16 protein-coding genes are annotated in these 17,472 nt (G+C 64.8%); 12 read left to right on the forward strand and 4 right to left on the reverse strand.

What is annotated here, in order from left to right; all coding sequences use genetic code 11:
• Window positions 1–5: 5 nt before the first annotated feature.
• Window positions 6–854, reverse strand: coding sequence for an ABC transporter permease (locus BLT66_RS12220; RefSeq protein ID WP_092757997.1), 849 nt, complete (start codon window positions 852–854; stop codon window positions 6–8).
• Window positions 851–1,933, reverse strand: coding sequence for an ABC transporter ATP-binding protein (locus BLT66_RS12225; protein ID WP_092757998.1), 1,083 nt, complete (start codon window positions 1,931–1,933; stop codon window positions 851–853). The genes BLT66_RS12220 and BLT66_RS12225 overlap by 4 nt, the downstream gene beginning before the upstream one ends.
• 258 nt (window positions 1,934–2,191) lie before the next feature.
• Between BLT66_RS12225 and BLT66_RS12230 the strand changes: the two genes are divergently transcribed.
• The 4 genes from BLT66_RS12230 (at window position 2,192) to BLT66_RS12245 (ending at window position 4,530) form a co-directional block, all read left to right on the forward strand.
• Window positions 2,192–3,034, forward strand: a complete 843-nt coding sequence (locus BLT66_RS12230) for an IclR family transcriptional regulator (protein WP_092757999.1) — start codon at window positions 2,192–2,194, stop codon at window positions 3,032–3,034.
• A 139-nt stretch (window positions 3,035–3,173) separates the two neighbouring features.
• Window positions 3,174–3,653, forward strand: a complete 480-nt coding sequence (locus BLT66_RS12235) for a DUF4019 domain-containing protein (protein WP_092758000.1) — start codon at window positions 3,174–3,176, stop codon at window positions 3,651–3,653.
• Window positions 3,654–3,669: 16 nt separating this feature from the next.
• Complete coding sequence (locus BLT66_RS12240) at window positions 3,670–4,293, forward strand: glutathione S-transferase family protein (RefSeq protein ID WP_092758001.1); 624 nt, start codon at window positions 3,670–3,672, stop codon at window positions 4,291–4,293.
• 12 nt (window positions 4,294–4,305) lie between these two features.
• On the forward strand, window positions 4,306–4,530 hold the full coding sequence (locus BLT66_RS12245; protein ID WP_092758002.1) for an FmdB family zinc ribbon protein: 225 nt from the start codon (window positions 4,306–4,308) through the stop codon (window positions 4,528–4,530).
• 22 nt (window positions 4,531–4,552) lie between these two features.
• Here BLT66_RS12245 and BLT66_RS12250 read toward each other — a convergent pair whose 3' ends face one another.
• A complete protein-coding gene (locus tag BLT66_RS12250; protein ID WP_092758003.1) occupies window positions 4,553–5,371 on the reverse strand; it encodes a ZIP family metal transporter in 819 nt (272 codons plus the stop codon).
• A gap of 523 nt (window positions 5,372–5,894) precedes the next feature.
• Here BLT66_RS12250 and BLT66_RS12255 point away from each other — a divergent pair.
• Window positions 5,895–7,424: a GGDEF domain-containing protein gene (locus BLT66_RS12255; RefSeq protein WP_092758004.1), complete on the forward strand. Its 1,530-nt coding sequence runs from the start codon at window positions 5,895–5,897 to the stop codon at window positions 7,422–7,424.
• Window positions 7,425–7,493: 69 nt separating this feature from the next.
• Here BLT66_RS12255 and polA read toward each other — a convergent pair whose 3' ends face one another.
• On the reverse strand, window positions 7,494–10,295 hold the full coding sequence (gene polA / locus BLT66_RS12260) for a DNA polymerase I (protein ID WP_092758005.1): 2,802 nt from the start codon (window positions 10,293–10,295) through the stop codon (window positions 7,494–7,496).
• A 91-nt stretch (window positions 10,296–10,386) separates the two neighbouring features.
• Here polA and BLT66_RS12265 point away from each other — a divergent pair, with 91 nt between their 5' ends.
• The 7 genes from BLT66_RS12265 (at window position 10,387) to BLT66_RS12295 (ending at window position 17,460) form a co-directional block, all read left to right on the forward strand.
• Complete coding sequence (locus BLT66_RS12265; RefSeq protein ID WP_176955040.1) at window positions 10,387–11,394, forward strand: iron-siderophore ABC transporter substrate-binding protein; 1,008 nt, start codon at window positions 10,387–10,389, stop codon at window positions 11,392–11,394.
• The gene (locus BLT66_RS12270) at window positions 11,391–12,419 is read left to right on the forward strand and encodes a FecCD family ABC transporter permease (RefSeq protein ID WP_092758007.1); all 1,029 of its coding nucleotides are present in this window, start codon (window positions 11,391–11,393) and stop codon (window positions 12,417–12,419) included. The genes BLT66_RS12265 and BLT66_RS12270 overlap by 4 nt, the downstream gene beginning before the upstream one ends.
• The gene (locus tag BLT66_RS12275) at window positions 12,416–13,444 is read left to right on the forward strand and encodes a FecCD family ABC transporter permease (RefSeq protein WP_092758008.1); all 1,029 of its coding nucleotides are present in this window, start codon (window positions 12,416–12,418) and stop codon (window positions 13,442–13,444) included. The genes BLT66_RS12270 and BLT66_RS12275 overlap by 4 nt, the downstream gene beginning before the upstream one ends.
• A 4-nt stretch (window positions 13,445–13,448) precedes the next feature.
• A complete protein-coding gene (locus BLT66_RS12280) occupies window positions 13,449–14,252 on the forward strand; it encodes an ABC transporter ATP-binding protein (RefSeq protein WP_092758009.1) in 804 nt (267 codons plus the stop codon).
• 295 nt (window positions 14,253–14,547) lie between these two features.
• Window positions 14,548–15,171 (forward strand): HAD family hydrolase, encoded by a 624-nt coding sequence (locus BLT66_RS12285; RefSeq protein ID WP_143029212.1) that lies wholly within the window; start codon window positions 14,548–14,550, stop codon window positions 15,169–15,171.
• Window positions 15,172–15,303: 132 nt separating this feature from the next.
• Window positions 15,304–15,861: a DUF4256 domain-containing protein gene (locus tag BLT66_RS12290; protein WP_255406887.1), complete on the forward strand. Its 558-nt coding sequence runs from the start codon at window positions 15,304–15,306 to the stop codon at window positions 15,859–15,861.
• A 297-nt stretch (window positions 15,862–16,158) separates the two neighbouring features.
• A complete protein-coding gene (locus tag BLT66_RS12295; protein ID WP_092758011.1) occupies window positions 16,159–17,460 on the forward strand; it encodes a UDP-N-acetylglucosamine 1-carboxyvinyltransferase in 1,302 nt (433 codons plus the stop codon).
• Window positions 17,461–17,472: the final 12 nt, after the last annotated feature.

The raw sequence follows: 17,472 nt of genomic DNA on the forward strand, positions 1-17,472 counted from the left end.
GCTGCTTACCCCAGTGACTTTTTATAGCGGCCTTCGACCAGCCGGTTGTAGCTGAGCATGACCACCAGGTTCGCCACCAGCAGGATGAGTGCGATGGCCGCGCCCAGCGGCCAGTTCAGCTCGTGCAGGTACTCGTCGTAGACCACGGTGGCCACCATCTTCAGCCGCCGCCCGCCCAGCAGGCCGGGGATGGCGAAGGAGCTGGCAGCCAGGCCGAAGACGATCAGGCTGCCCGACAAGATGCCGGGCATGACCTGCGGCAGCACGATGCGGCGCAAGGTGGTGAAAGGTGTGGCCTGCAGCGACAGCGCAGCGTTTTCCACGCCGGGATCCAGCTTCTGCAGCGAGGTCCAGACCGGGATCACCATGAAGGGCAGCATCACATGCACCAGGGCCACCACCACCGCGATCTCGGTGTACAGCATCTTGACCGGCCCCAGGCCCAACAGCTTGAGGGTGCCGTTGACCAGGCCCTCGGGCCCGAGCAGCATGCTCCAGCCAAAGGCCCGCACCACCACCGACACCAGCAGCGGCGCCAGCACCACCAGCAACAGCACCGAGCGCCAGGGGTTACCCATGCGGCTGAGGATGTAGGCCTCCGGCGCACCCACCGCCACGCAGATCAACGTGACCAGGCCGGAGATCCAGAAGGTGCGCCAGAAGATGCCGTAGTAATAGTCGTCGGTGAACACATGGACGTAGTGCTCCAGCGTGAACTCGCCGGCCTTGACGCCGGTGGCCGGATCAAAGGCATTGAAGGACAGCACGGCGGTCAGCCCCAGCGGAACCAGCAGCAGCGCGGCAAACAGAAGCAGGGCGGGGCCGGACAGCCACCAGGGCGTGGCCTTGCTCATGCGGTCACCATGGATGGCAGCGCAGCCTCGTCGGCGGGCAGTAAGCGGGTGCAGTGCATCGGCCAGTCGATGCCAACGGCATGGCCTTCGTCCAGCGCCGGGCGGCCGTCGTTGGGGCTGAGCACCATCAGTTCGCCCACGGCCGTGGTCAGCGCATACAGCCACTGGCTGCCCAGGAAGAAGCGCTCGCGCACCGTGCCATCCAGTCGGCCGCGGCCCACATCTACCAACTGCAGCTTCTCCGGCCGTACGCTGAGCAGCACGGCCACACCGGGGCGGAAGCCCACATCGTCCACATCCACCACGATGGCCCCCAGATCCACCCGGGCCTGCGCGCCACCGGCCACCAAGCGCCCGGTCAGCAGATTGGCCTTGCCGACGAAGGTGGAGATGAAGCGGGTGCTCGGATGCTCGTAGACGCGGTGCGGGTGGTCGATCTGGGTGGCGCGGCCGCCCTCCATCACCACCACGCGGTCGCTGATGGACATGGCCTCGCTCTGGTCGTGCGTGACCATCACCGTGGTAGTGCCGACCTTGCGCTGGATCTTGCGCAGCTCAAACTGCATTTCCTCGCGCAGCTTGGCGTCCAGATTCGACAGGGGTTCGTCCAGCAACAGCACCGGCGGCTCGATCACCAGGGCGCGGGCCAGGGCCACCCGCTGGCGCTGGCCGCCCGAGAGCTCACGCGGGTAGCGGCTGGCGTGGGCTTCAAGGTGCACCAGGGCCAACGCCTCCTTAACACGTTCGAGGCGCTCGGCCTTGGGCATCTTGCGCATCTCCAGGCCGAAGCTCACGTTGTCTGCCACCGTCATGTGCGGAAACAGTGCGTAGGTCTGGAACACGATGCCCAGGCCGCGGGTGTTGGCCTTGGCGTGGGTGATGTCACGGCCGTCCAGCTCGATGCGCCCGTTGCTCACGGCCTCGAAGCCCGCGACCATTTGCAAGGTGGTGGTCTTGCCGCAGCCCGAGGGGCCGAGCAGGGACACGAACTCGCCCTTTTCCACCGTGAGGTTCATGGCCGATACCGCACAGGTGCTGCCGTAGAACTTGGTTACGTTGCTGAGTTGAAGGAATGACATACGCGGGCCTTTCTTCTCGGTTCACAAGGAGCCGGGGCCTTGCGGAGCCCCGCTGAACGCCAGATCTGCGGACTGGCGCACCCGGGTGGTGCGACCAGCCATTCGCTTCGGATTGTTTGGCAATATCAATTCACTCTATTGCAATAAGCAAACCAACTTTCAGCGGGTATTCCATTAATCAGAATTTTTCTTCAATTTATTCCATTTAATGGAATATTTAAGATAAGCTCACAGAAAATTATTCCGCAGGAGAGTGCTATGGAAACCCCTTCAACCGCCACTGGCGGGGTGCCGCGGGTCTTTGCCGTCATCCGGGCGCTGACGGCAGTGCAGGCCGAAGGCGGGCGCGTCACCCAATTGGCGCGCGCCGTGGGGCTGACGCAGGCCACCACGCACCGTTTGCTGCAGTCGCTGGTGGCAGAAGGCATGGTCGAGCAGGACGAACGCAGCAAGCTGTACCGGCTCAGCATCGACTTCTTTGCGCTGGCCGCGCATGCCGGCAACCCCGGCGACCTGCGCACGCTGTGCCGCCCGGTGCTGCTGCGCCTGTGCGCCAGCCTGGGCGACAGCATCTTTCTGCTGGCCCGCAGCGGCTTTGACGCGGTCTGCCTGGACCGCAGCGAAGGCCCGTTCCCGATCCGCTCGTTCACCGGCGACGTGGGCGGCCGCATCGCCCTGGGCGTGGGCCAGGGCGCGCTGGCCATCCTGGCATTTCTGCCCGAAGCCGAGCGCGAAGAGGTGATCCGTTTCAACCTGTCGCGGGTGCGCGAGTACGGCGTGTACGACGAGGTGTATCTGCGTACCGAGATCGAGCGCGTACGCCAGCTCGGCTATGCGGGCCGCAATACCGGCTTGCTAGAAGGCATGGCCGGCGTGGCCGTGCCGATCTGCGACCGCGAAGGCCGCGCCGTGGCGGCCCTGAGCGTGGGCACGATCGCCGACCGCCTGAACGCCGACCGCATGCCCACCGTGGTCGAGCTGCTGAAGCGCGAAGCCGCCAGCATCAGCCCCAAAATCCACCCCTTCGATGCCAGCCTGCGCCGGCCCGCACAGAGTTTGACCGGCTCGTCCACGGGGCAAAAAATCCCCGCACCGGGCTGAGCGCCTGGCCCCGCCGCGCAAATAAATGTAAAACTGGTCGGCATGCCCCAGCGGGCGGGCGTTGCGCAGCCTGGCGCTGTGCGGCCCGCAGCTTGGCAGCGCCTACACTCTTTCGACTTACTGCCACCGGAACACACCCATGAACTTGTTGAAACTCACGCCCATCGCCGTGTGCCTGGCCGCATCCGCCCTGCTGTTTTCTGCCACCGCTGGCGCCCAAACAGCAGCTCCGGCAGCCCCAGCCGCAGCAGCAGCCACGCCCGAAATTACCGCCAAAAAGGCCGAAGGCCAGCTCGCCGCAGCCGCCTGGCTGACCATGCTGGACCAGGGCAACTGGGGTGGCGCCTACGAGGCCTCCAGCCAGATCTTCCGCAACATGGTGCAGATCGGCCAGTGGATGGACAGCATTCCCAGCGTGCGCAAACCCTTCGGCGGCTACCAAAGCCGCACCGCCTCCGACGTGGTCTACAAAACCACGCTGCCCGGCCGGCCCGATGGCGAATATGTGACGGCCATTTTCCAGACCGACTTCACCGAGAAAAAAGGCGTGGAAGAACTCGTCACCACCGTGCGTGAAGCCGATGGAAAATGGCGGGTGATCGGCTACGCGCCGCGCTAAACAGCTGCCCACCACCATGCTGCAGCTGCTGGGCAAATCGCCCTCCATCAACGTCCGCAAAGTGCTGTGGCTGTGCGCTGAGATGGAGCTGCCGTACGCGCAGCAGGAATGGGGCACGGGCTTCCAATCCACCGATACGCCCGAGTTCCGCGCTCTGAACCCGAACGCCATGGTGCCCGTCATCCGCGATGGCGACTTTGTGCTGTGGGAGTCGAACGCCATCTGCCGCTACCTGGCCACACAACACGGGCGCACCGACCTGCTGCCGACCGCGCCGCAGCTGCGGGCCCTGGTCGAGCAGTGGATGGATTGGCAGGCCAGCGAGCTGAACAACGCCTGGCGCTACGCGTTCATGGCCTTGGTGCGGCACAGCCCGGCCCATACCGACCCGGCAGCGATTGCCGCCAGCACGCAGAGTTGGAACCGCCACATGCAGATGCTCGAAGGCCAGCTGCAGAAAACCGGCGCTTATGCGACCGGCGCCGACTTCACACTGGCCGACATCGTGCTCGGCCTGTCTACCCACCGCTGGTGCATGGCCCCGATCGATCGGCCCGAGCTGCCCGCGGTGCATACCTATTACGACCGCCTGAGCCTGCGCCCCGGCTTCCGCCTGCATGGCCGCAACGGCACACCCTGAGAAGCCCTACCCATGCCCACCTACGACTACGACTGCACTGCCTGCGGCAGCTTTGAAGCCTTTCGCAGCCTGGGCCAGCGCAACGAGCCGCTGAACTGCCCGGGCTGTGGCCTGGTTGCAGCCCGGCTCCTGACACTCAGCAGCGCCGAACCCCGCCGGGCCACCAGCGCCCATGCGCAAAGCGTGGAGAGCAACTACAAGCGCCTGAGCCACCGGGCGGGCTGCGCCTGCTGCTAGTACCGGCGCCCTTCCCGCCTCTTTAATGCCCGTGGGCCAGGCCGCTGACCAGGGTCACCAGGCCAATCCCCAGCAGCAGCCAGGCGATCTGGGCGGCGGTTTCACGTGCGCTCAAGCGCTTTTGCAGCTGGGGAATCAGATCCGCCAGTGCCACATAAATAAAGCTGCTGGAAGCCACCACCAGAAAGTACGGCAGCCAGTCGTGCAGCATGTCGACCAGCGCATAGCCCACCATGCCGCCCAGGGCGGTTACCGCGCCGGCCAATGACACCTTGACCAGGGCCGCCCGGCGGTTGCTGGAGCTGCCGCGCAGCACCACCAGATCGCCCATGTGGTGCGGCACCTCGTGCACCAGCACCGCCAGCGCTGCCACAAAGCCCAAGCGCATGTCGGCAATAAAGGCCGATGCAATCAGGATGCCGTCGCCAAAGGCGTGCACGCTGTCGCCGGTCAACACCGCCCAGCTACCGCCCTGGCGCGGCCCATGGGCGTGGCCATGGTGATGGTGTTCGTGGTCATGCCCGGCATGCGCATCGGCGTGCGTATCGGCCTGTGGCCCCTGGTGGTGCTCGTGGCCGTGGTGCCAGAGCTCGGCCTTGTCGAGCAGGAAAAAGAACACCAGCCCGACCAGCAAGGTGCCAAACAGTTCCTGGGCGCTGGACTGGCTTTCAAAAGCCTCGGGCAGCAGGTGCATGAAGGCGGTGGCCAGCAAGGCGCCGGCAGCCAGACTCAGCATGTGCTGGGTGTACCGCGCCAGAATCCCGAAACTCAGCATGGCAGCCACCCAGACGCTGCCGATACCGGCGCACAGCGTGCCCAGCAATATTGCTACCAAAGTCATAGCTACTTACGCCCGCCAAATATACGCGGAGTGGTTGAAAAGTTATAAAGAATGAACCGACCTTAGCGACCCCGCCAACAGGGCGCCAGAAGGTATTGATCTTAGAACGTGTTCAAGGTCTTTTCGGGGCCGCGCAGGTATCTTTTCGGGATGCTCTGCTAGGCGCAAAACCCAAGCCAAGGCTGATGCCTTGGCTGGTTTTGTAACGACGCAGAGCGCCCGAAAAGGTGCCTGCCCTTCGGGTTGGGGTGAAATCGGGCGATTTGTCTGCCGTAGCCCTTGCATGGGCAGGGAGCCCATGCTGCGGTCTCCGACAACCAACTCATCCCGATTGCACCCCAACGCGGCCCCGAAAAGACCTTGAACACGTTCTTAACCCCGCCTCGCCCGCCGCGGCACCGTGTGCATTGCCGGCAATAAGCTCTGCGGAACTGCTCACAGCGGCTGCAGGCGCTGCTAGACTTTACAAAACAACCCGCTACACACGGGGCCTTGCAGCCTTTACACATGATGGGCTTAGCGAATGGAAGTACCCCGGACTCTCCGCACATGGCCCACCTGGCTGGCGATCGGCGCGCTGGTCGCCGCCGAAGCCGCACTGGTCGGGCTGCTCGCCAGCCAGCCGCTGGGCTGGCCGCTGGTGCTGCTGCAAGCCGCGCTGGCCACCATCGCAGTGGCCTGGTGGCTGGCGCAGCGCGACACGGCCCGGCTGTACCACCACCAGCAAAGCATAGGCGCCCAACTGGGCGAGGCGCTGGACATCCTGCCCGACGACGCCACCTTTGCGCTGTTCGATGACCAGGAACGTCTGGTTTTGGTCAACCAGCGCTGCCGCAGCCTGCTGCCGCGCACGGCCGCGTTCATGCAGCCCGGCATCACATTCGAAGCGCTGCTGCGCCACGCCATCGCGCTGGGCGAAATACCCGAGTCGGGGGGCAGAGAAAGCTGGGTCCAGAAGCGGCTGGCCATCTACCGCACACCCGGTGCGCCCTACACCCAGGAGCTGCCCAACGACCGCTGGATACGGATCAGCCAGCGCCGCCTGTCCGACGGCTGCACGGTGGTGCTGCGCGCCGACATCACCGATGCGATACGCAAGGAACGCGCGCTGGAGCAGGCCCGGCTGCAAACCCAGCGCGCCCAGTCCCAGCTGTATGAGGCGCTGGAGGCCATGCCCATCGGCATGGAGTTGTTCGACGAGCACGACCGGCTGGTCTACTTCAACCACCAGATGGGCCAGCTGCGGCCCTGGTTTTCGCTGGAAGAAGGCCGCGGCCAGACCTACGAGGCGCTGCTGCGCATCGGCCTGCGACAAGGCTTTCCGCCCGACGCCATGGGCAACGAGGAAGCCTGGCTGGCCCAGCATTTGGCCCAGCGCGGCAAGCGCTGCCTGCCCGAGGTGCGCGGCTACCCCAATGGCCTGTGGATGCACGCCTACGAAACCCGCACGCCGTCCGGCCACATCGTCGCCGTGCGGCTGGACATCACCGAGCTGGTGCAACAGCGCCAGGCCCTGGAGCTGGCCAACCAGCGGCTGGCCCTGCTGTCGGCCACCGACGGCCTGACCGGCATCGCCAACCGCCGGCATTTCGACGAAGTGCTGGCCACCGAATGGCTGCGCTGCGCGCGCCAGCACGAGACCCTGGCACTGCTGCTGATCGACATCGACCACTTCAAGCTCTACAACGACCACTACGGGCACCTGGCCGGCGATGCCTGCCTACGCCGCGTGGCCGAGCTGCTGGCCAGCTGCGTGCGCCGCGCTGGCGAGCTGGTGGCCCGTTATGGCGGTGAAGAGTTCGTGCTGCTGCTGCCGAACACCGACCGCGAAGCCGCCCGCCTGGTGGCCCAGCACTGCATGGAGGCACTGGCGCAGGAGCGGATTCCGCACCCGCGCTCGCCCACCGCCGGCCATGTGACGCTGAGCATAGGCATCGCCTACACCGTGCCCCAGCCCGAGCGCCCGCCCGAGACATTGGTAGACGCCGCCGACACGGCCCTGTACCGCGCAAAAAACAGCGGGCGGCAACAATTCGAAGTCAGTAGGGTTTAGGCCTTTTAGGCCGTCCACGCATATAACACCTGCGGTAGCCGCTATCGAAACCGCAGCATCATCATTCGATCAGTGGGCTTTGTCCCAGTTCGGCCCGACACCCACCTCGGCCAGCAGCGGCACCTTCAGATCGGCCACGCCGGCCATCAGGCGCGGGATCTCTGTGCGCAGCCATTCGACCTCGGCCTCGGGTACTTCGAACACCAGTTCATCGTGCACCTGCATGATCATTTTGGTGGCACGGTTTTCTGCGTCCAGCGCTTTTTGCACGGCGACCATGCTGAGCTTGATCAGGTCTGCGGCTGTGCCCTGCATCGGCGCGTTGATGGCCGCGCGCTCCAGGCCGGCCAGTTGCGCACCCTTGGCATTCTGTATGCCGGCCAGCTGAAGGCGACGGCCAAACACGGTTTCCACATAACCCTGCTGCTTGGCCAGTTCGCGGGTGGTTTCCATATAGGTTTTGACGCCAGGGTAGCGGTCAAAGTAGCGGGCGATGTAGTTCTTGGCCGCGGTGTTGTCAATGTTCAGGTTGCGTGCCAGGCCATAGGCGCTCATGCCGTAGATCAGGCCGAAGTTGATCACCTTGGCATAGCGGCGCTGCTCGCTGGTCACCTGTTCCACCGTCACGCCAAACACCTCCGCGGCCGTGGCCCGGTGCACGTCCAGCCCGTTGGTAAAGGCCCGCAGTAAAGCCACGTCGCCGCTGATGTGGGCCATGATGCGCAGCTCGATTTGCGAATAGTCGGCGCTGGCGATCACATTGCCCGGTGCGGCCACAAAGGCTTCGCGCACACGCCGACCTTCGGGGGTGCGGATAGGGATGTTCTGCAGATTCGGGTCGTTGCTGCTGAGCCGCCCGGTCACCGCCACCGCCTGCGCATAGTGGGTATGCACCCGGCCACTGCGCGGCAAGATCAGCAGGGCCAGCTTGTCGGTGTAGGTGCCTTTGAGCTTGGACAGGCTGCGGTGCTCCAGCAGCTTGGCCGGCAAGGGGTAGTCCTCGGCCAGCTTTTCCAGCACTTCTTCGTCGGTGCTGCGGGCACCGGTGGCGGTTTTCTTGACCACCGGCATGCCCAGTTTGTCGAAGAAAATTTCGCCCAGCTGCTTGGGGCTGCTCAGGTTGAAGGGCTGGCCCGCAATCTCGTAGGCCTCGGCCTCCAGCTGCACGATGCGCTGGCCCAGGGCATGGCTTTGGTTGGCCAGCGTGGCCGCGTCGATCAGCACGCCGTTGCGCTCTATCCGGTACAGCGCCTCGCTGCTGTCGATCTCCAGTTGGTAGATGAACGCCAGCTCTTTGACCGCCTGCAGCTGCGGCCACAGCACGCGGTGCACTTCCAGCGTCATGTCCACGTCTTCGCAGGCGTACTCAGAGGTTTTTTCCACGTCCACCTGGTTGATGGTGAGCTGGTGCACACCCTTGCCGCACAGGTCTTCAAAGCTGATGCCGCTACGGCCCAAGTGCCGCTCAGCCAGGCTGCTCAGGCCATGCGGTTTGTGCACCTCCAGCACATAGCTTTGCAGCATGGTGTCGTGGGCATAGCCCTGCACTTCGATGCCGTGGTTGGCGAACACATGGCGGTCGTACTTGATGTGCTGGCCGAGCTTCAGCTTGGCCGGGTTCTCCAGCCAGGGCTTGAGCTTGGCCAGCACCTCGTCGCGCGGCAGTTGGGCGGGCGCGTCGGGGTAGTTATGCGCCACCGGGATGTAGGCAGCCTCGCCCAGCGTCACGCTGAAGCTGATGCCGACGATCTCGGCGACCATTTCATCCAACGAGTTGGTTTCGGTGTCCAGTGCCACCAGCTCGGCAGCCTCCAGCTTGGCCAGCCAGGCATCGAAGGCCTCCCAGGTCAGGATGGTCTCAAAACCCGGCGTGCGGGCGGAGGCCGCGGGCTCCACCGGGTCGTCGAATAGGCCGGGCTCGGACGCTTTTGGCGTGGTGGCCTTGGGCGTTTTCTCGGCAGTGGCGACGGGTTCTGCGGCCGCCGCGCCATCCAGCGCTTTGGCCAGGCCCTTGAAACCAAATTTTTCGTAAAAAGCCTTCAGAGCGACCGTATCCTGTGCGCCGAAAGCTATCGAATCCATAGCAGGCAGGCCGTCGATATAGCCCGCCAGTTCGCAGTCGGTCTTGATGGTGACCAGGCGCCGGCCCTGCGGCAGCCAGTCCACGGCGTTGCGCAGGTTCTCGCCGGCCACGCCCTTGATCTCGCTGGCGCGGGCCATCAGCGCGTCGAGTGAGCCGTATTCCATCAGCCACTTGGCCGCCGTCTTGGGGCCCACCTTGGGCACGCCAGGCACGTTGTCCACGGTGTCGCCCACCAGGGTCTGGTAGTCGACCATCAGGCTGGGCGGCACGCCGAACTCCTCGGTCACCCCGGCCACGTCGCGGCGCTTGCCGTTCATGGTGTCGATGATGGTCACATGCTCGTTCACCAACTGGCTCAGGTCCTTGTCGCCGCTGGACACCACCACCTCGATACCCTGGTCTCCCGCCACCCGGGCCAGCGTGCCGATCACGTCGTCGGCCTCCACGCCGGGCACGGCCACCACCGGCCAGCCCATGAAACGGATAACGTCGTGCACTGGCTCGATCTGCGTGCGCAAGTCGTCCGGCATGGGGCTGCGCGTGGCCTTGTAGGCGGGATACCACTCGTCGCGGAAGGTGGGGCCCTTGGCGTCGAATACGCACACGGCGTAGTCGGCCTGCACCTCTTTGCGCAGGCTGTTCATCATGTTGATGATGATGCGGATGGCACCGGTTTTTTGCACCGTGCCGTCGGGCAAGGTGGTGCTCATGGTTTCGCCGCCGGCAAAAAAGGCACGGTACAGGTAGCTGGAGCCATCGACCAGCAGCAGGGTTTTCTTGTTCGTCATGCCGGCATTTTGCCTGCGGGGCACATCCAACAAATGGCAACGATCCAATTACAATCAATTCTTATTACCATTTGCATTTGAGATTTCCAGCATGACCTTTTACCGCTGCCGCCGCAGCATCCTGGCCTTGCTGCTCTGCGGGCTGGCAGCAGGTGCGGGCGCAGCCAACAAGGCCCCGGCCAAGCCTGCCGCCCCGCGCAAGCTGGCCGCCGACCTGGGCAGCGGTGCGGCGGACGGCGTGTTCCCGCGCACCGTCGCGCATTACCAAGGCAAGACCGTGCTGGTCAGGCAACCGCTGCGGGTCGCCGTGCTGTCCACCGGCCAGAACGACGGCCTGCTGACCCTGGGCCTGGTGCCGGTGGGCACCACCCGCGACGACCAGGGCCGGCTGTATGCCGACTACCTGGCCCAGGGCTTTGCCAGCCAGCAGGCCGCCATGCGCCGCACCGCCGACCTGGGCGTGCGCAGCGCTCCCGACCTGGAAGTGCTGGCCGCCCTGCGCCCGGACCTGATCCTGGTCAACAAGGCCATGCTGACGCCGCAGATGCACGCTCTGTACCAGCGCATCGCGCCCACGGTGGTCACGCGCGGCAACGGCGTGAACTGGAAGATCGACTTTCTGTTGCTGGCCGACGCCCTGGGCCGCAGCGAGCAGGCCCGCGCCTGGCTCAAGCAATACCACTCCGATGCCGGCGCCCTGGCACAGCATTGGCCTGCGGATACAGCCCCCAGCGTGTCCTTCGTGCAGGCCAACGCGCAGCGCAACCGCATCATGGGCGTGCGCTCATTTACCGGCAGCATCGCCGAAGACGCTGGCCTGCAGCGCCCGCCCAGCCAACGCTTCGTCGGCAATTCGCAGGACATCAGCGGCGAGCTGCTCGACCAGGCCGATGCCGACTGGATCTTCTATGCCGCGCGCGACAAGTCCCTGCCCGGCCTGACCGGCTCCCCGCTGTGGCCGCGGCTGCGCGGCGCCGCGCAAGGCCATGCGGTGCGCGTGGGGCTAGACCCGTTTTATCTGAACGCCGGCCCGCTGGCCGCGCGCACCGTGCTGAGTGCGCTGGCGCGTACCGCAACCACTGCATTGCCCAATCCATGACCGTCTTTCCCTCCACCACCCCGGCCCGCCGCGCCGCCCGGGGCCTGGGCCTGATGCTGTTGCTGGCCGCCCTGTTAGGGCTTGTGCTGGCGAGCATTTCATTCGGCTCGCGCCCGATTCCGTTGGCCAGGCTCTGGCAGCTGATGTGGCAGCCGGACGGCAGCGTCGAGTCCGCCATCGTCTGGCAGATGCGCATGCCGCGCACCGCGCTCGGCCTGGCCGTGGGTGCAGCACTTGGAGTCGCCGGCGGCCTGATGCAGGCGCTGACGCGCAATCCGCTGGCCGACCCGGGCCTGCTGGGCATCAACGCCGGTGCCGCGCTGGCGGTGGTGCTGGCCATGTCGGTGCTGGGCATCGGCAGCTACATCGGCTACGTGGGCTTCGCGCTGCTGGGCGCCATGCTGGCGGCGGTGGGCGTGTATGTGCTGAGCAGCGGCGCCGCGCCCAGTGCGCAACGCGTGCGCCTGCTGCTGGCGGGCATGGCCATCAGCGCCAGCCTGGGCTCGTGCACCGGCATCATCACCTTGTTCGACAGCAACACCTTTGACGCTTACCGCTTCTGGGTAGTGGGCGCACTCGATGGCCGCAATGCCGACGTGCTGTGGCCCATGCTGCCGCTGGTGCTGGCCGGCATCACCATCGCGCTGTGGCAGGCGCGCGCGCTGGATGCCATCGCCCTGGGCGACGAGTTCGGCCAGGCGCTAGGCCTGCGGCTGAAGCCGGTGCGCATCTGGAGCTTTATCGCCATCGCCCTGCTGTGCGGCGCGGCCACGGCCGCCGCCGGGCCGATTGCCTTTGTCGGCCTGGTGATTCCGCATGCGCTGCGCCTGCTGGTCGGGCCGCATTGGCGCTGGATACTGCCCTACGGCCTGCTGGCCGGGCCGGTGCTGGTGCTGGGCAGCGACATCGTCGGCCGTCTCATCGCCGTGCCCAGCGAGATCGAGGTCGGCATCGTCACAGCCTTCATAGGCGCGCCGGTGCTGCTGGCCCTGGTGCAGCGCAGCCGCCGCGGGAGCGCGGTATGAAGCTCAATTTAAGCAGCGGCATCTGGGCCGAACTCGCGCACCGCCGCACCCGCGTCGTGCTGGCGACATTGCTGGTCGCCGGCCTGGCCGTCACCCTGCTCGGCCTGCGCCTAGGAAGTTACGAGCTGGCCTGGGGTCGTTTCTTCGCCACCTTGTGGGGCGGCGGTGAAGACATGGGCCGCATGGTGCTGATCGACCTGCGCCTGCCGCGCGCGCTGGTGGCGCTCGGCGCGGGCGCAGCACTGGCGACGGCCGGCGCCATCTTCCAAAGCCTGTCGCGCAACCCGCTGGCCAGCCCGGACATCATCGGCCTGACCACCGGCTCGGCTACCGGTGCACTCGTCATGATTCTGTGGCTCGGCGACCAGGCGCTGAACGTGCCATTGGGCGCACTGGTCGGCGGTTTGGCCACGGTGGCGTTGGTCTATCTGTTCAGCCTGCAGCGCGGCATGCACGGGCAGCGGCTGGTGCTGATCGGCCTGGCGATCGCGGCGATGCTGGCCTCGGTCAACGATTTCCTGCTGACCCGCGCCGAGCTGGACCAGGCCCTTGCCGCCAAGATGTGGCTGCACGGCAGCCTGCAGGGCAGCGGCTGGCTGCAGGCCCAACGCCTGGGCCTGGGCTGCACCCTGCTGCTACCGCTGGCCTGGCTGCTCGGCCCGCGACTGCGCCTGCTGGAGATGGGCGACGAGCTGGCCACCAGCCTGGGCCTGAACGTAGGCCGCAGCCACGCCTATCTCACCCTGGTGGCCGTGGGCCTGACCGCGCTGGCCATCGCCTGCGCCGGCCCCATCGGCTTCATCGCCCTGGCTGCGCCGCAACTCGCACGCCGCCTGTGCCGGGCGCCGGGCATTGGCCTGTGGGCCGCCGCACTGATGGGCGCCGTGCTGTGCGCCAGTGCCGACCTGCTGGCGCGGCTGGTGCTGGCGCCGTTCCAGATCCCTGTCGGCCTAGTCACGAGCGCACTGGGCGGGGCTTACCTAACTTATTTACTAGCCCGCGAATGGCGAAGCCACGATCTTTGAGCTTATGCAAACACCTTCTGCCTCCCGCCTCCGTGGCGAAGATCTGACCCTGGCCTATGGCGACACGCGCGTGGCCGAGCACCTGAGCGTGGCGATTCCCGATGGCGCCTTCACCGTCATCGTCGGCCCGAACGCCTGCGGCAAATCCACGCTGCTGAAAGCCCTGGCGCGGCTGCGCACACCGCAGGCCGGCCAGGTGTATCTGGACGGCGCGCTGATCGGCAGCTACCCCACGCGTGAAGTGGCGCGCCGCCTGGGCTTGCTGCCGCAAACCGCCATCGCCCCCGAAGGCATACGCGTGGCCGAGCTGGTGGCGCGCGGACGCCATCCGCACCAAAGCCTGTTCGGCGGCTGGACGGCCGAGGACGACCGCATCGTCGCCCAGGCCCTGCGCGCCACCGCCATCGAAGACCTGGCCGACCGGCTGGTGGATGAACTCTCCGGCGGCCAGCGCCAGCGCGTCTGGGTGGCCATGGTGCTGGCGCAAGACACCCAGTTGCTGCTGCTAGACGAGCCCACCACCTACCTGGACCTGGCGCACCAGATCGACCTGTTGGAACTCTTCCGCGACCTGAACCGCCAGCAAGGCCGCACCTTGGTCGCCGTGCTGCACGACCTGAACCACGCCTGCCGCTACGCGGACCACCTGGTAGTCCTGCGCCAAGGGAAACTGGTGGCCCAGGGCGCACCAAAGGAGATCGTCACCGCGGCGCTGGTCGAGCAGGTGTTTGATCTGCAGTGTCGGATCATCGAAGACCCGGTGTCGGGGACGCCGTTGGTGATTCCTGAGGGACGTGTGCGCGGGTGATGATGGTCGGAAAAGTGCCGTGCCACAGGCTATTCCCCCCGGATCATGTCTCGCACGGATTCCATTTTTTCGGGATACAACAGGCTTACATTCGACGGATAACATGGCCGTCCAAGCTATGTGGGGTTTGACTAAATTTTGATATTCGGATATTTCCCGAAAATCCAGCCTGCAGAATAGTTTCCGGAGATTTGAATGGCCAATCGTTACGGAAGTAACTTTTTAATCCGCAAGTCTTTCGCCCCCCATTACGTTGAGCGTCTTTGCCCGTCCGGCCCAGTCCCAGAGTGTTGCCATGACCATAAAACACATACTCTTTGATGCTGATGGCGTTATCCAATACGCAACCCAGCACTGGCAGCCGGCGCTGCAGTCAGTGCTTGGGCTCGAAGATGCGTCACAGGCCAAGGCAGTCTTAGACGACATCTTTGAAGCCGAAACAGAAGTACTCGAAGCAGAAACCGGCTTCCTAGAACGGCTAGAAGCTGTACTTGCAAAGTGGGGACGCTCCAGTTTCCTCTCTGAGACGCTGAACGTTCTTCTGTCTATCGAAGTTCACCACGACATCCTGCAAACGGTTCAAACCATTCGCCGCTCGGGCCTTCAATGCCACATCGGTAGCAATCAACAAACCCTTCGCGCACGGCACATGTCTGAAGGCCTGAACTACAGGTCTCTGTTCGACACCGAGTTCTATTCGTGCTTTGTCGGTGCAGCCAAACCCAAGCTCAGTTTCTTTCATAGGGTCGTTAACCAACTTGGTTGCGAAGCAAGCGCGGTGCTGTTTCTAGACGACCGACCGGAAAACGTCGAAGCTGCAAAGGCAGCCGGACTAAACGCAATGCTGTTCTTTGGCACAGATGGTCCGTCATCGCTCCGACGCCAACTGGCAGGCTTCGGTGTGCTCGTGAATCAATGAGCACAATGAACGAGAGGCCCACCCCCTCCATCGGCGGGCCATCACCCGGCGAGCCGGACGCCACGTCTCATGTCAAACGTTCGAAGCCAGTATCAACTGTGTTGTTCTCTAACCGATTGTGAAATCACCGCTATGACCAAGACCATGAAGGCACAGGAACGTACCGAGCTACTCAAAGTGCTGGAAGCTCGTTTCGAGAAGAACATGTGCCGGCATGCCGGAATCGCGTGGGCAGAGGTGCAAGCGAAGCTCGAAGGAAATCTTGGTGCGATGAGATCACTAAGAGACATGGAGGCCACGGGTGGCGAGCCGGATGTCATTGGAAGGGCGAAACAGTCCAACCACTTCATCTTTAGTGATTGCTCGCCAGAAAGTCCCGTCGGGCGCAGAAGCACTTGCTACGACGCTGAGGCTCGCGAGTCGAGGAAGGAGAACAGGCCCGAAAACAGCGCGGCGGAACTGGCTGCTGAGATGGGCATCGAACTTCTGACTGAAGACCAATACCGAGAGCTGCAGAGCTTGGGCGAGTTCGATACCAAGACTTCCAGCTGGATCAAGACACCCTCTGACCTTAGGTCACTCGGTGGTGCTCTGTTTTGCGACCGCCGCTATGGCAAGGTGTTCACGTACCACAACGGCGCACAGTCGTACTACGCTGCTCGGGGCTTCCGAGGTTCGCTTCAAGTATGAAAGCGTGGCGGCGCAGGTCACGCTGAGCCCTCCCATCGAGAAGGCATGCCTCGGCAAGCCCGGTCAAGCCCCTCATCTCAACCATGCCCCCATGGGTTAGGTCGCGGGTGACAGCAGGTGACAAAATGTCGCCTTATTCGCTATATAAAACGAAGCTTCCTCCGCTTAATTCATAAGCCTTACGGCCATTTATTACGGGAAACCACGCTTGGCGCTGACTGCAGTTTGGTTACGTGTTCCCGGCCCCGCGCATAGATAATTCGCCGGCCCTCCCCGTACCTCTTCTACTCCCTGCCCATGTCCAACCTCATCGTCCACGGCGGCACGCCTTTGCGCGGCCGCATCACCCCTTCTGCCAACAAGAACGCCGTGCTGCCGGTACTCTGCGCCACGTTGCTGACCTACGAGCCGCTGCGGCTGCTCGGCGTGCCGGACATCACCGATGTGCGCAAGATCCTGGACATCTTCCGCCTGCTGGGCAGCGAGGTGCAGATGGACTTTGCTACCGGCACGCTGGAGCTGCACCACCGCGAGACCGTGTTCGACGCGGCGCGGCACCGGCTGCCGGAAGAGATGCGTTCGTCCATCATGCTGGTGCCGCCGCTGCTGGCGCGCTTTGGCGTGGCGCGGCTGGAGGACAACGTCAAGGGCTGCACGCTGGGCGTGCGCGAGATCGATCCGCACATCGACGTGTTCCGCCAGTTCGGCGGCCTGGTGGAGCGCAGCGAAGGTTCGCTGCTGGTGCGCTGCCGCGGCCCGCTGACGCCGACTGACCACTGGCTGGACTACGCGTCCGTCACCACTACCGAAAACTTCGTGCTGTGCGCAGCTTCGGCCGGTGGTGTATCCACGCTGACCAACGCCGCATCCGAGCCGCATGTGCAGGAGTTCTGCCGCTTCATGCAGATGATTGGCGTGAAGATCGAGGGCATGGGTACCTCGCGCGTGACGGTGCACGGCGGCGGCACGCTGGGCGGCGGCGAGTACCGCTTTGACGAAGACTTCCACGAGATCACCACTTTCTTGGCGCTGGGCGCGATCACCGGCGGCGACGTGGTGGTGCGCAACAGCGCGCCGGAGAACTTTCCGCTGATCGACCGCACCTTTGCCAAGTTCGGCGTGCACATCACGCATGAAAACGGCTGGTCGCGTGCCGACTGCCCTGGCGCGCTGAAGGTACAAACACCGTTCACCAGCAATGTGCTGACCAAGGTGGAGGCCGCGCCCTGGCCTTACTTCCCGGTGGACCTGCTGCCGATCTTTGTGGCACTCGGCGTGCAGGCCCAGGGCAATGCGATGTTCTGGAACAAGGTGTACGACGGCGCCATGGGCTGGACCACCGAGCTCTCAAAATTCGGCGCCCATGTGTACCAGTCGGACCCGCACCGCATCGTCAGCTTTGGCGGTAGCCCGCTGACGCCGGCGGTGGTCGAGAGCCCGTACATCATCCGGGTGGCGATCGCGCTGTTCATGGTCGCCGCCAGCGTGAATGGCCGGTCGGAGATCCGCAACGCCACGCCGATCCGCCGCGCGCACCCGGGCTTTGTGGAGAACCTGCGCAGCCTGGGTGCGCAGGTGGAGTGGACTAGCGAGGAGTAGCTTGCTCCTGAA

The sequence above is a fragment of the Rhodoferax sp. OV413 genome, assembly GCF_900104385.1.
Lineage (GTDB): Bacteria > Pseudomonadota > Gammaproteobacteria > Burkholderiales > Burkholderiaceae_C > Rhodoferax_B.